The organism is Polaromonas sp. P3_B1 (genome assembly GCF_056402935.1).
This window is the reverse complement of the sequence record NZ_JBFUGK010000006.1, coordinates 1-13,021: the sequence shown is the minus strand read 5'-3', so window position 1 is coordinate 13,021 and position 13,021 is coordinate 1. Positions and strand designations below refer to the sequence as shown.

Annotated in this window: 13 protein-coding genes and 1 tRNA gene; 6 read left to right on the top strand and 8 right to left on the bottom strand. The window is 64.4% G+C overall.

Features of this window, described 5'->3' with window-relative positions; genetic code table 11:
• The first annotated feature begins 116 nt into the window (after positions 1-116).
• Both hemW and AC1DXS_RS04890 read left to right on the top strand, forming a co-directional pair.
• The gene (gene hemW / locus AC1DXS_RS04895) at positions 117-1,280 is read left to right on the top strand and encodes a radical SAM family heme chaperone HemW (RefSeq protein WP_477736575.1); all 1,164 of its coding nucleotides are present in this window, start codon (positions 117-119) and stop codon (positions 1,278-1,280) included.
• A gap of 22 nt (positions 1,281-1,302) precedes the next feature.
• Positions 1,303-1,515, top strand: a complete 213-nt coding sequence (locus AC1DXS_RS04890; RefSeq protein WP_477736448.1) for a hypothetical protein — start codon at positions 1,303-1,305, stop codon at positions 1,513-1,515.
• A 20-nt stretch (positions 1,516-1,535) separates the two neighbouring features.
• Here AC1DXS_RS04890 and AC1DXS_RS04885 read toward each other — a convergent pair whose 3' ends face one another.
• Positions 1,536-1,847, bottom strand: coding sequence for an I78 family peptidase inhibitor (locus AC1DXS_RS04885; protein WP_477736447.1), 312 nt, complete (start codon positions 1,845-1,847; stop codon positions 1,536-1,538).
• A gap of 220 nt (positions 1,848-2,067) precedes the next feature.
• On the opposite strand from AC1DXS_RS04885, the gene AC1DXS_RS04880 reads away from it, so the two are divergent.
• Both AC1DXS_RS04880 and AC1DXS_RS04875 read left to right on the top strand, forming a co-directional pair.
• Positions 2,068-2,157, top strand: a tRNA-Ser gene (locus AC1DXS_RS04880).
• 427 nt (positions 2,158-2,584) lie between these two features.
• Complete coding sequence (locus AC1DXS_RS04875; RefSeq protein WP_477736446.1) at positions 2,585-2,893, top strand: hypothetical protein; 309 nt, start codon at positions 2,585-2,587, stop codon at positions 2,891-2,893.
• A gap of 57 nt (positions 2,894-2,950) precedes the next feature.
• Here AC1DXS_RS04875 and ureG read toward each other — a convergent pair whose 3' ends face one another.
• Genes ureG through AC1DXS_RS04840 form a run of 7 tightly spaced genes read right to left on the bottom strand, consistent with a single transcriptional unit; the run spans position 2,951 to position 8,064 of the window.
• Positions 2,951-3,622: an urease accessory protein UreG gene (gene ureG, locus AC1DXS_RS04870; protein WP_477736445.1), complete on the bottom strand. Its 672-nt coding sequence runs from the start codon at positions 3,620-3,622 to the stop codon at positions 2,951-2,953.
• 33 nt (positions 3,623-3,655) lie between these two features.
• Positions 3,656-4,372, bottom strand: coding sequence for an urease accessory protein UreF (locus AC1DXS_RS04865; RefSeq protein WP_477736444.1), 717 nt, complete (start codon positions 4,370-4,372; stop codon positions 3,656-3,658).
• A 7-nt stretch (positions 4,373-4,379) separates the two neighbouring features.
• A complete protein-coding gene (gene ureE / locus AC1DXS_RS04860; protein WP_477736443.1) occupies positions 4,380-5,042 on the bottom strand; it encodes an urease accessory protein UreE in 663 nt (220 codons plus the stop codon).
• A gap of 32 nt (positions 5,043-5,074) precedes the next feature.
• Positions 5,075-6,793, bottom strand: coding sequence for an urease subunit alpha (ureC, locus tag AC1DXS_RS04855; RefSeq protein ID WP_477736442.1), 1,719 nt, complete (start codon positions 6,791-6,793; stop codon positions 5,075-5,077).
• Positions 6,793-7,098, bottom strand: a complete 306-nt coding sequence (locus AC1DXS_RS04850; RefSeq protein WP_477736441.1) for an urease subunit beta — start codon at positions 7,096-7,098, stop codon at positions 6,793-6,795. Before AC1DXS_RS04850 ends, ureC begins: the two co-directional genes overlap by 1 nt.
• 10 nt (positions 7,099-7,108) lie before the next feature.
• On the bottom strand, positions 7,109-7,726 hold the full coding sequence (locus tag AC1DXS_RS04845; RefSeq protein WP_477736440.1) for a HupE/UreJ family protein: 618 nt from the start codon (positions 7,724-7,726) through the stop codon (positions 7,109-7,111).
• A 35-nt stretch (positions 7,727-7,761) separates the two neighbouring features.
• Positions 7,762-8,064: an urease subunit gamma gene (locus tag AC1DXS_RS04840; protein ID WP_007874763.1), complete on the bottom strand. Its 303-nt coding sequence runs from the start codon at positions 8,062-8,064 to the stop codon at positions 7,762-7,764.
• A 170-nt stretch (positions 8,065-8,234) separates the two neighbouring features.
• Between AC1DXS_RS04840 and AC1DXS_RS04835 the strand changes: the two genes are divergently transcribed.
• Both AC1DXS_RS04835 and AC1DXS_RS04830 read left to right on the top strand, forming a co-directional pair.
• Entirely contained in the window at positions 8,235-11,759 is a 3,525-nt protein-coding gene (locus AC1DXS_RS04835) for a hybrid sensor histidine kinase/response regulator (protein ID WP_477736574.1), read from the top strand.
• Positions 11,756-12,805, top strand: a complete 1,050-nt coding sequence (locus tag AC1DXS_RS04830) for a response regulator (RefSeq protein WP_477736439.1) — start codon at positions 11,756-11,758, stop codon at positions 12,803-12,805. The genes AC1DXS_RS04835 and AC1DXS_RS04830 overlap by 4 nt, the downstream gene beginning before the upstream one ends.
• Positions 12,806-13,021 lie beyond the last annotated feature (216 nt).

Below are 13,021 nucleotides of genomic sequence, written 5' to 3'. Positions count from 1 at the left end.
CCCGGCAAAGCCGGTTCCGCGCTGCCCGCTGGCCGGCGTCTTGACGGGTGTAAGGCCTGGCGCCTGTCAAATGTACTTGTTGACCTGAATCGATCGTGAAAGACATCCAGCACTACATGCGCAGCGGCACCCTGCAGCTGGCCGCGCTGCCGCCGCTGTCGTTATACGTGCATCTGCCCTGGTGCATACGCAAGTGCCCCTATTGCGATTTCAATTCGCACGAGGCCTCAGGTGAAATGCCTGAGCAGCGTTATATCGACGCGGTCATCGCGGATCTCGAGGGCGCCCTGCCGCTGGTCTGGGGCCGCACCATTCACAGCATCTTCATAGGCGGCGGCACGCCCAGCCTGTTTTCACCGCAGGCCATAGATCGCCTGCTCGGCGACATACGCGCGCGCCTCAGGCTGGAGGCCGATTGCGAAATCACACTTGAAGCCAACCCCGGCACTTTTGAGAAAGACCGCTTCAAGGCTTTCCGCGCCGCGGGCGTTACCCGGTTATCCGTTGGTGTGCAAAGCTTTGACGACCAGCACCTCAAGGCCCTGGGCCGCGTGCATGACCGCGCCCAGGCCATCGCCGCGGTTGAAGAAGCTGCGCAGGCGTTTGATACCTTCAACCTCGACATCATGTACGCGTTGCCGGGGCAAACCATGCAGAGCCTGGAGCAGGACATGCGCCAGGCCCTGGCCCTGCAGCCGCCCCACATCTCCATCTACCACCTCACGATAGAGCCCAACACCTACTTCGCGAAGTTCCCGCCCGTGGTGCCCGAAGAAGACATGGCTTACGCCATGCTCGACAAGATCACCGAGCTGACCGAGGCGGCCGGCCTGCGGCGCTATGAAGTGTCGGCCTATGCCAAGGCCGGCCACTGCTGCTTTCACAACCTCAATTACTGGCAGTTCGGCGACTATCTGGGCATAGGCGCGGGCGCCCACAGCAAGCTCAGTTTTGCCCATCGTGTGGTGCGCCAGGTCCGTTACCGCGAACCCAAGCTGTACATGGAAAAGGCTCTGGCCGGCGAAGCCGTGACACAAGAGACCGAAGTCAGCCGCGCCGATTTGCCCTTTGAATTCATGCTCAACGCCTTGCGTTTGCGCGAAGGCTTCAAGCTGCAGGACTTCACGGAAAAAACCGGTTTGCCCATTACCGCCATCCAGCAAGGCCTTGAAGAAGCCGAGCGCAAGGGCTTGATAGAGCGCGACTTCGTACGCGTCAAGCCGACGGAGCGGGGCTTTGATTTTTTGAACGACTTGCAGTCACTGTTTCTGGCCGGCTGAAAACGCAAGGCTTGATCCACGCATGGAAACTCCCGCCCTTATCTTTCTCGTTGTCAGTTGCGCCATCAGTTTCGGCCTGGGCCGGCTCTTTGTGCATTTCCGTGACAAGAAGCGCAAGAAGGCCGCCGAGGAGCGCGAAGCTGCGGCACTGCGCAACCGCCCGGCCGAGCCCGAATCACTCAACAAGGCCAAACGTAAACGTCAACTTCAGCAAGCCGCCAAAGACAAGCGCTGACTTATCGTTTTGGTGGTGGTTCAACCGCAGTTGACCTGCGTCACCCGGCCCGCATCGTCCACAGTGAGGTTCAGCCGCTCGGCATTGAACTCCATGGTCACGACCTGGTTGGGCCTGAGCACCCGCACCGCCTTCGCGCCGGCGCGCGTGCGCGCCTCGTTTTCAAGCGCGGCATCCGCATTGCGGCCTACGGCGAACTGGGCTGGGGCGGCGTTGCAGCGGGTTGACACGGGCGAGGGATCAACGGCCTGGCCAGTGGCGGGGGCGCTGCTGCATGCGGACATCAGCAGGGCCGTGTTGGTAGCGAGGATTGCGAGGATTGGCAAACGCATGGTGGCTCCTTCTGGAAAGATGACGATCGAGTGCATCGCCACGCGGAGAGTTGTAATTCAAGGGTAGTTCAAGGAATCCGTCATGCAAAGCTTAGCGCTTGCCGGCTGCACGGTGCATAAGGCACTGGTCGGCATTTCCTGTAGGTGTGAGCCCTTTGCAAGTCCTGCCTTGGCGGGTGTGCGACTTCACCACAAACGATACGGTTAAACTACCCGACTCGGAAGCGTGGCAGAGCGGTTGAATGCAGCAGTCTTGAAAACTGCCGAGGATGCAAGTCCTCCGTGAGTTCGAATCTCACCGCTTCCGCCACTTTTAAATGGCATCGGCCTCTGGCCTCTAGTCGCGTTCCAGTTCAGTTCATGCTGTAACTACCTCTCGGCGCGCTGACACCCTCCCCATGAGTGGTTCTTGCCACTACCGCGCCTGCACCTCTGTTGGCGCGCTATCGGGTTTGGGAAATCAATAGTGAAGTATGTGTGGGCGCTTGTGCGGATCCCCTGGCGGGGTGCTTTGCGGTAGCGTTTTGAAACCAAAAAGCTTCTTTTTCGCACCCCCTTTGTAGTCAAAGGTACTCCACACTTCGCTTGAGCAACAAACAGACCCGAAAAAACGGAATTATTTCCTGGAACTATTTCCGATCCCTTTTGAAAACCTTTTTCAAGCCAGTGACGAAAACCATGGGTGAGGTCATCATAGAAACATTCCGTTACAGCGTAGAAGGGCGCCCCCACAATCTATGAAGATCCCTGCTTTTCACCCCGAAGTCGCCGAAAAGGTGGCAACCGCTTTTGTCAAGGCAACTGGAGCCCGCTGGTCGTTTCCGCGGGTCGACATGCAGGACAAAGGCACTTTTATGTTGATCAGCGTCGATGCCATATCGCCGGAGGTCCGTGAGGTGGCTCTTCCTGTCAAGGAGTCGATCACGCTGGCGCTGAACGAGGTAATTCCCTCTCATCCGTCGCAAAAATTCGGCAACTGGATGGTGGTGTTTTTCCACGAGGGCAAGATGTACGAGACCGTCCATCCCAGCGAATTTCACCCTTGATTCGTCCGCCGGCCATTTTTTATACGGATTCGGGGTAGAGGGGCTACCGCTCCTGCTTCAGGCGGTTACAGGCTGGGTTTGCACCAGCATTCCGCGGGTTTCAATAAAGGCGATCACCTCGGCCAGGCCGGTTTGGGTTTTGAGGTTTGTCATTACAAATGGTTTCAAACCCTTGTTTGTGGTGCGCATCCGGGTGGTGTCTTTTTTCATCACATCCAGGTCCGCACCGACATAAGGTGCCAAATCGGTCTTGTTAATCACAAACAGGTCGCTTTTGGTGATGCCGGGGCCGCCCTTGCGCGGAATCTTCTCGCCGGCGGCCACGTCAATCACGTAAATCGTCAAATCGCTCAGTTCGGGGCTGAAAGTGGCGGCCAGGTTGTCGCCGCCGGATTCGACAAACACGACGTCGGCATCGGGAAAGTCCACCAGCATGCGGTCTATGGCCTCCAGGTTGATGGAGGCGTCCTCGCGGATCGCGGTATGCGGGCAGCCGCCGGTTTCCACACCCATGATGCGCTCAGCGTCCAGCGCGCCGCTCACGGTCAAGAGGCGCTGGTCTTCCTTGGTGTAGATGTCGTTGGTGATCGCGACCAGGTCGTATTTGGCCTTCATGGCCTTGCACAGCATTTCGAGCAGCGTCGTCTTGCCGGAGCCCACCGGGCCGCCAATGCCTACGCGCAAGGGGGGAAGTTTTTTGGTGCGGTTGGCGATGTGGTGCAAGCTCATGTGAATACCTTGGATGGGACGGCGTGAAGGGGGTCAGGAACGGAACAGCCGCGAATACTGGGTTTCGTGGCGGGCCGACAAAATCGCCAGCATGGGGGAAAAAGCCTGGCGCTCGCTGTCGGGCAGGTGCAGCGCCGCTTCCACGGCGGGCGGTATGTCGCGGCTCAGCCGGGCGAGTATGCGCTGGCCGGCGCTCTGACCCAGGGGAACGGACTTGATCGCGGCTTGCATCATGTTCTCGGCCCAGCCAAAGGCATAGGCCAGCAGGCAGTCGCGCACGCCGGCGGCGGTCTGCGAGGCCGCCAGCGCAAAGGCCACGGGGTAGGTCGGCTGCAGCGCGGCGCAGGCGTCTATATGCGAGGCGCTGGCGCCTTCATGGTTACGCAGCCATTCGAGCAGCGAGCGGCCCATTTGTTCGGTTTGGGCGCGCAGCTCGCTGGTCTCGCGGGTTTGCAGCACCCAGGCATTCAGTTCGGCGATGCGCGCCAGCTTGCCTTCGCGCCAGGCTGGAATGGCCTTGGCGATCACCGCCAGGTCGCCGCGGGCCAGCGCCAGCTGGAGCTGGTCGCTGAGCCAGCTTGCGGCCGCGCTTTCCGTTGTGACCTCACCGCCCTCAACGGCAGCCTCCAGGCCTTCCGAGTACGAGAACCCTCCCACCGGCAGGGCGGGCGAGGCCAGCCAGATCAACTGCAGCAGGCTGGACGCCGCAAGCTGTTCTACAGGGGCTGCGGGCGTTGTGGGCGCGTCCACGGCGGGCCTAGTGGCTATGGGGTTTGTGCTTGTGGACCTGGACGGCCACGGGCTTGGCTTCATGCGCGTGATCGTGGCCATGGTCATCATGTCCATGGTTGCCGCCTGTCCCGTGTACGTGCGGTACCGGCGCTGCGGCCGCGGCAACAGGCGCATGGCTGTGTCCATGTTCGCCGCCATGGTCATGGCTATGGTCGTGACCATGCCCATGGCCGCCCGAGCTGTAGGCGCCGCCTTCGGGTTCAAATGCTTCCTCAGCCTCACTCACGATCAGGTGCATGGCGCGCAGCATGTCGGCCAGCACGTGGTCGGGTTCTATCTTGAGGTGGTCGGGCTTGAGTTCGATCGGTACATGCCGGTTGCCCAGGTGGTAGGCGGCGCGGGTCAGGTCAAAGGGCGAACCATGCGAAGCGCAGGCCGTGATGCGCAGCACTGCCTGCGGCGCGGCGATTATCTTGACCATGGAGCCGTCTTCGGCCACCAGCACGTCGCCGCCGCGCACCAGCGTGCCGCGCGGCAGGAAAACGCCCAGTTGGCGGCCCTGCGAGTCGGTGGCCTCAAAGCGGCTTTTCTGGCGGATGTCCCAGTCGAGTTCTACCGTGGCGGCGCGCTTGACCAGGACGGGGGCCAGGCCCGCGCCCTGCGAAATCACTTTGGAAACCTGAAGCATGTGGCCTTAATAGGAAACGAGAGGAGCGAGACTTAAAACAGGAAATAGCGCTGCGCCATCGGCAGGCTGGTGGCCGGCTCGCAGCCCAGCAACTGGCCGTCGGCCCGCACCAGGTAGGTCTGGGCATCGACTTCCATTTTGGGCAGGTAGGCATTGTGGACCATCTGCTGCTTGCGCACGCCGCGCACGTTCTTCACCGCGCTCAGGGTCTTGGCCAGACCGAAGCGTTCCTTGACGCCGGCATTGAACCCCGCCTGGGACACAAAGGTCAGCGAGCCCTTGGCGATCGCGCCGCCGAAGCCGCCGAACATGGGTCGGTAATGCACCGGCTGCGGCGTGGGGATGGACGCATTCGGGTCGCCCATGGCCGCCATCGCAATAAAACCGCCCTTGAGGATGACCGACGGCTTGATGCCGAAGAAGGTCGGCTTCCAGACCACCAGGTCGGCCCACTTGCCGGGCTCGACCGAGCCGACCTCGTGCGAGATGCCGTGGGCGATCGCCGGGTTGATGGTGTATTTGCTGATGTAGCGCTTGGCGCGGAAGTTGTCGTGGCGGTCCGTGTCCCCAGGAAGTTTGCCGCGCTGCTGCTTCATCTTGTGCGCGGTCTGCCAGGTGCGGATGATGACTTCGCCGACACGGCCCATGGCCTGGCTGTCACTGCTCATCATGCTGATCGCGCCCAGGTCGTGCAGCACGTCTTCGGCCGCGATGGTTTCCTTGCGGATGCGGCTTTCGGCAAAGGCCAGGTCTTCGGCAATGCCGGCGTCCAGATGGTGGCACACCATCAGCATGTCGACGTGCTCGTCCAGCGTGTTGACGGTATAGGGCATGGTCGGATTGGTGGAGGAGGGCAGGAAGTTCTCCTCGCCCACCACGCGCAAAATGTCGGGCGCATGGCCGCCGCCCGCGCCTTCGGTGTGGAAGGCGCAAAGGCTTCTGCCTTTGGTGGCGGCAATCGTGTTCTCGACGAATCCGGATTCATTGAGCGTGTCGCTGTGGATGGCGACCTGGGTGTCGGTTTCTTCCGCCACGTCCAGGCAGTTGCTGATGGCTGCGGGCGTGGTGCCCCAGTCCTCGTGCAGCTTCAGGCCTATCACGCCGGCGTTGATCTGCTCGTGCAGCGCGGCCGGCAGGCTGGCATTGCCCTTTCCGAGGAAACCCAGGTTCATGGGAAAGGCGTCGGCGGCCTGCAGCATGCGCTCGATGTTCCAGGGGCCGGGCGTACAGGTGGTGGCAAAAGTGCCGGTGGCCGGCCCGGTACCGCCGCCCAGCATGGTGGTGATGCCGGCGGTCAGCGCTTCCTCGATCTGCTGCGGGCAGATGAAGTGGATGTGCGAGTCGATGCCGCCGGCGGTGACGATCATGCCTTCGCAGCTGATGATCTCGGTGCCCGGGCCTATGATCATGTCGACGCCGGGCTGGGTGTCGGGGTTGCCGGCCTTGCCAATGGCCGCGATACGCCCGCCCTTGAGGCCGATGTCGGCCTTGACGATGCCCCAGTGGTCGATGATGAGCGCATTCGTCATCACGCAGTCCATGGCGCCTTCGGCCCGGGTTTTCTGCGACTGGGCCATGCCGTCGCGAATTGTCTTGCCGCCGCCGAACTTGACTTCCTCGCCGTAGCTGCCGGCGCGCAAGGTGTAGTCGGCCTCGACTTCGACCAGCAGCTCGGTGTCGGCCAGGCGCAGGCGGTCACCGACGGTGGGGCCGAACATTTCCGCGTAGGCGCGGCGTCCTATGGTTGCCATTACAGTTTTCCTTGGATCAGGCCGCGAAAGCCGTAAACCGTGCGGTCGCCCGCGAATTCCACGAGTTCCACCGTGCGTTGCTGGCCCGGCTCAAAACGTACGGCCGTGCCCGAGGCGATGTTCAGCCGCATGCCGCGCGCCGCGTCGCGGTCAAAGCCGAGCGCGCCGTTGGTTTCGGCGAAATGGTAGTGCGAGCCCACTTGAATAGGGCGGTCGGCCGTGTTCTGCACAACGACGGTCAGCGTGCGCCGGCCGGCGTTCAGCACATGGTCTGGTCCGTCGGTGATGAGTTCTCCAGGAATCATGGCCCGCTCCTCAGGCCAGCCGGGCCAGCAAGGTCACGCCGAAGACGGCAACGGCTGCGCCGGCCGCACGCGGCAGCCAGGCGCTCGCGCCGCGCAGCGCCCAGCCAGCGCTCAGGCCGGCCAGGTGCAGCAACGCGGTGGCGGCCAGCATGCCCGACAGGGTTACCCAGGCGCTGGGTGCCCCGGCCAGTTCAGAGCCGTGGGCCAGGCCGTGGAAGGCGGCGAACACACCGACGATGAGCGCGGCCGCGATGCCGGGCACATGCCAGCGCGTCACGACCAGCAGGCCGGTGACCAGCAGCGAAGCCGCGATCATGGGCTCCACGGCGGGAAGCTGCACACCCTGCAGGCCCAGCAATGCACCCGCCAGCAGCATGCCGGCGAAGCCCAGCGGGCCCCACAGCAGTTCAGGGCCGGCACGACGCGCGGCCAGCGCGCTCCACAGGCCCACGGCCACCATGGCCGCGAGGTGGTCCATGCCGGTCAGCGGGTGCAGCAAGCCGGTGAAAAAATCCAGGTGCGTATGGCCGTCCACGCCGGTGTGCGCGAAGGCTGCCGCGGGCAGCGCGGCCGCCAGGGCGAGCAGGGCGCGCAGTGCGCGGGGCGAGGGCAGGGCGGAAAAACTCACGGCAATCTCCTGTGGGATGGATGTTGTTGCGGCGTTCAGACGATGGGCTGGTGGACGGTGACCAGCTTGGTGCCGTCGGGAAAGGTCGCTTCGACCTGGATGTCGGGGATCAACTCGGGAATGCCGTCCATCACGTCGGCGCGGGTCAGCACGGTGCGGCCCTCGCTCATGAGCTGGGCGACGGATTTGCCGTCGCGCGCGCCTTCCATGACGGCGGCGCTGATCAGCGCCACGGACTCGGGATAGTTGAGTTTCAGGCCGCGGGCGCGGCGCCTTTCGGCCAACAGGGCAGCCGTAAAAATAAGCAGCTTGTCTTTTTCGCGGGGCGTCAATTCCATGGGGCTCTCTCAGGGCAGGCTGCCGGCTTGGGGATGCTTGCCGGGGTGCAAGAATGGTGCCATAAGACCCTGCCTACGGTCCAGCCTGAGGCGGGCCGCCGGGGCGCATGGCACAGAACATGCACCTGAAGACGCTCAATCACTACGCGCCCGGCGCATCTGCCCACCCCATGGACGCCCCGCTCACGCCCCTGCAGCCGCCACTGCCGCCCGAAGCGGCAGCGGCCGCGCCCATGGCGGCCGAAGCGCCGCCGCTGCAGCGCATCATCAAGGTCAGGCGCGACTACAACAGCTGGGTCGCCAGCGAAACCATGGAAGACTACGCGCTGCGCTTTACGCCGCAGCGCTTTCGCAAGTGGTCGGAGTGGCGGGTCGCCAACACCGCCTTTGGCGCGGCCTCCTTTCTGATCCTCGAGGCGGTGGGCGCCACCTTGCTGGTCAAGTACGGTTTCACCAATGCCTTCTGGGCCATCGTCGCCACCGGCCTCATCATCTTCCTGGCCGGCCTGCCCATCAGCATTTACGCGGCGCGCTACGGCGTGGACATGGACCTGCTGACGCGCGGGGCAGGCTTTGGCTACATAGGCTCCACCCTCACTTCGCTGATCTACGCTTCCTTTACCTTCATTTTTTTCGCGCTGGAGGCGGCCGTCATGGCCTATGCGCTGGAACTGGCCCTGGGCATACCGCCGAGCTGGGGCTATCTGATCTGCGCGCTGGTGGTGATCCCGCTGGTCACCCACGGCGTGTCCGTGATCTCGCGCCTGCAGGTCTGGACGCAACCCTTGTGGCTGGTCATGCTGGTCGTGCCCTTTGTGTTTGTGCTGTTGCGCAATCCTGGTGCCTTTTCGGGCGTTCTGCACTACGGCGGTGAAAAAGGTACGGGCGGTGAGTTTGATTTGCACCTGTTTGGTGCCGCCTTGACGGTGGGCATCGCACTGATCACCCAGATGGGCGAGCAGGCCGACTATTTGCGCTTCATGCCGGTGCAGACCCCTGCCCGGCGCTGGCGCTGGTGGGGTGGTGTGCTCGCGGGTGGGCCCGGCTGGGTTTTCCTGGGCGTGGTGAAGATGCTGGGTGGCGCCCTCCTGGCCTACCTGGCGATCTCCAACATGGTGCCGCTGGACCGCGCGGTGGACCCGAACCAGATGTACCTCGCAGCCTATGAATACGTGTTCCCGCACTACGGTGTGGCGGTGGCGGCGACAGCGCTCTTCGTGGTGGTATCCCAGCTCAAGATCAACGTCACCAACGCCTATGCCGGCTCGCTGGCCTGGTCGAATTTTTTCTCGCGCATCACGCACAGCCATCCGGGCCGCGTGGTGTGGGTGGTGTTCAACACGCTGATCGCCTTCATGCTGATGGAGATGAACGTCTTCCAGGCGCTGGGCGACGTGCTGGGCCTGTACTCCAACATCGCCATCGCCTGGGTCATGGCCGTGGTGGCCGACCTGGTCATCAACAAGCCGCTGGGCCTGAGCCCGCCGGGCATAGAGTTCAAGCGCGCGCACCTCTACGACATCAACCCGGTCGGTGTGGGCGCGATGGCCCTGGCCTCGCTGCTGTCCGTCACGGCGCACCTGGGGATGTACGGCGAGATGGCGCAGGCGTTTTCGGCGGTGATCGCGATGGGCACGGCGTTTGTCACGGCGCCCTTGCTTGCGTGGGCCACCAAAGGCCGTTACTACATCGCACGTGGCCCGGCCACGGCGGCCGGCCAGGGCACTTACAAGCCCTATGCCTTGCAGCAGTGCGTGATCTGCGAGCGTGCCTACGAGGGCCCGGACATGGCCCACTGCCCGGCCTACCAGGGTCCCATCTGCTCATTGTGCTGCACGCTGGACGCGCGCTGCGGCGACCTGTGCAAACCGCATGCGAGCCTCTCGGCGCAATGGTCGGGCGCGCTGCGCTGGCTGCTGCCGCGCCGCGCCTGGCCTTATCTGGATACCGGCCTGGGCCACTTCCTGCTTCTCATGCTCATCATCGTTCCGCTGCTGGCCAGTGTGTTCGGCCTGCTTTATCACCAGGAGACCAGCGCGCTGTCGGAACTCATGCCCTCCGAGCCGGCCCTGAAGTCGGGCTTCCTGAAGGCCTATATGGCGCTGCTGGTGATTGCCGGCCTGGTTGCCTGGTGGCTGGTGCTGGCGCACAAGAGCCGCCAGGTGGCGCAGGAGGAATCGAATCGCCAGACGCATCTGCTGATGCGCGAGATCGAATCGCACCGCCAGACGGACGAGGCCTTGCAGCAGGCCAAGCGGGTGGCCGAGGAAGCGCGTCACCACGCCGACCAGGCCAACCAGGCCAAGAGCCGCTACATCAGCGCGATCAGCCACGAATTGCGCACGCCGCTCAACAGCATCCTGGGCTACGCGCAACTCATGGGCGAAGACAGCGCGATACCCCCGCACCGCAAGCAGGCGGTCAGCGTGATCAAGCGCGGCGGCGAGCACCTGCTGTCGCTGATCGAAGGCACGCTGGACATCGCGCGCATCGAGGCGGGCAAGCTCACGCTCAACGTCAAGCCCATGCATTTCGCCGATTGCGTGCACGAGATGGCCGGCATGTTCGAGCTGCAGGCCGCGGCCAAAGGCCTGGGCTTTCGCTTTGAGGCCGGCGGCAACTTGCCCGAGCTGGTGCGCGCCGACGAAAAACGCGTACGCCAGATCCTCATCAACCTGCTGGGCAACGCCATCAAGTTCACCGCGCAGGGGCAGGTGACATTCAGGCTGCGCCATGCGCGCGAGATGGCCCATATCGAGATCGAGGACACCGGCCCCGGCATGCGCGAGGAAGAACTCGCGCGCATCTTCGAGCCCTTCGCGCGCGGCGCCACGGCAGGCCAGAGCGCCGAAGGCACGCCGGGCGCGGGGCTGGGCCTGACGATCGCCAAGATGCTGACCGACCTGATGGGCGGCGAGATGACGGTGGTCAGCACGCCCGGCGAAGGTTCCATCTTCCGCATCCGGCTCTTCCTGCCCGAGGTGCACCTGCCCGCGGGCGCCTCGAAGGAAATCGCCGCCGTACCTGCCCGCCGCCGGCCGCGCGGCTACGAAGGCACGCGCCGCAAGTTGCTGGTGGTCGACAACGAGGAGCCCGACCGGGAGCTGCTGGTGCAACTGCTGCAGCCCATGGGCTTTGAGCTGCGCACCGCCGCCAGCGGCCATGATTGCCTGGACCTGCTCGCCGCCGGCTACCAGCCCGACGTGATCTTCATGGACCTGGCCATGCCGGGCATAGACGGCTGGGAGACGCTGCGCCGCGTGCGCAACTCCGGCTACCAGGACATACACCTGGCCGTGGTGTCGGCCAATGCCTTTGACAAGGGCATGGAGAACGACGCCGGCATACTCCCCGAAGACTTCATCCTCAAGCCCGTGCGCCACACCGAGCTGATCGCCTGGCTGGAGCGGCGCCTGTCGCTGGCCTGGCGGTATGACGCGGCGGCCGGGGAGGCTGCGCCGGCCCTGCCGGCAGCCCCACCCGCGCAGCGCGTGCTGCCCAGCGCCTCTCAACTGGCCGCGCTGCAGGAGGTGGTCAGCCTGGGCTTTTACCGCGGCATCATGAACATGCTGGCGGAGATAGAGCGGCAGCAACCCGACACCGCGCCGTTTGTCGACGACATGCGCGTGCTGGCGCGCCAGTTCCAGTTCGAGGCCATGGGCCGACAGCTTGCCAACCAGGAGGCCGGCCTATGAGCAGCGTGCTTGAAGAATCCTCTCCACTCAACCGCAGCCTGGACCGCACGCTGGACCGGGCCAACAGCGACGTCGTGCTCATCGTGGACGACGTGCCCGACAACCTGTCGGTGCTGCACGACGCGCTCGATGAATCGGGCTATACCGTGCTGGTGGCCACCAGCGGCGAGGCCGCGCTGCAGCGTGCGTTGCAGGCCAGGCCCGACATCGTGCTGCTGGACGCGATGATGCCGGGCATGGATGGCTTTGAGGTCGCCAAGCGCCTGAAGGCCGCGGCCGAGACCGCGCACATCCCCATCATTTTCATGACGGGCCTCACAGAAACCGAGCACCTGGTGGCAGCGCTGGAGGCCGGCGGTGTGGACTACGTGACCAAACCCATCAAGCCCAAGGAAGTCATGGCGCGCATGGGCGTGCACCTGCAGGGTGCGCGCCGCGCGCGCCAGGAGGCGCGCCAGGCCGGCCAGGCGCGCAATGCACTCGACGCTTTCGGCTATGCCAGCATCACGGTGCGCATGGGCGGCGCGGCCGACGGCCGGCTGATATGGCAGACGCCGCTGGCGCGTGAGCTCCTGATGCGTTACTACGGCACTTCGGCGCCGCAAACGCCCGAGCCGGTGCTGGCCTGGCTGCGCAGCCATATCGCGGACGCCGAACGCCAGGTCGAGCCGCCGCGCTTGGCGGTGGAGATGGGTCCGCGCCGCTTGACCTTCCGGCTGCACCAGCAGACCGGCGACGGCGGTGAAGGCGGCGAGGGCGCCGGCCGGGGCGACTGGCTGATCGTGATGCGCGAAATCTCCGACGACGCGGTGGTCGAGGCCATGAGCCTGAGCTTCAAGCTCACGGCCCGCGAAGCCGAGGTGCTGTACTGGGTGGTCAAGGGCAAGACCAACCGCGATATCGGCGATATCCTGGGCTCCAGCCCGGCCACCGTCAAAAAGCACCTGGAACGGGTTTACGCCAAGCTGGGCGTGGAAACCCGCACCGCCGCCGCGGGCATGGCCATGAACCGGATCCGCCAGCTGCACCCGCAGTTTGAAGGCTAGAGTATGGCCCCCACGGTCGCTCACTGCGTGTAGCTCCCTGCCCCCCGAGGGGGCCGCTGCGCCTGCGGCCCGGCAAAGCCGGTTCCGCGGCCCCGGCTGGGTTTAAGAGTTCAGGGGATTCAATCGGCGGGGGCCGAGGGTCCGGCTTGCCGGCCCTAGGCGCCGCCCCCTTGAGGGGGAGCAGGCTACACGAAGTGAGACTGGACAGGGGTGGGC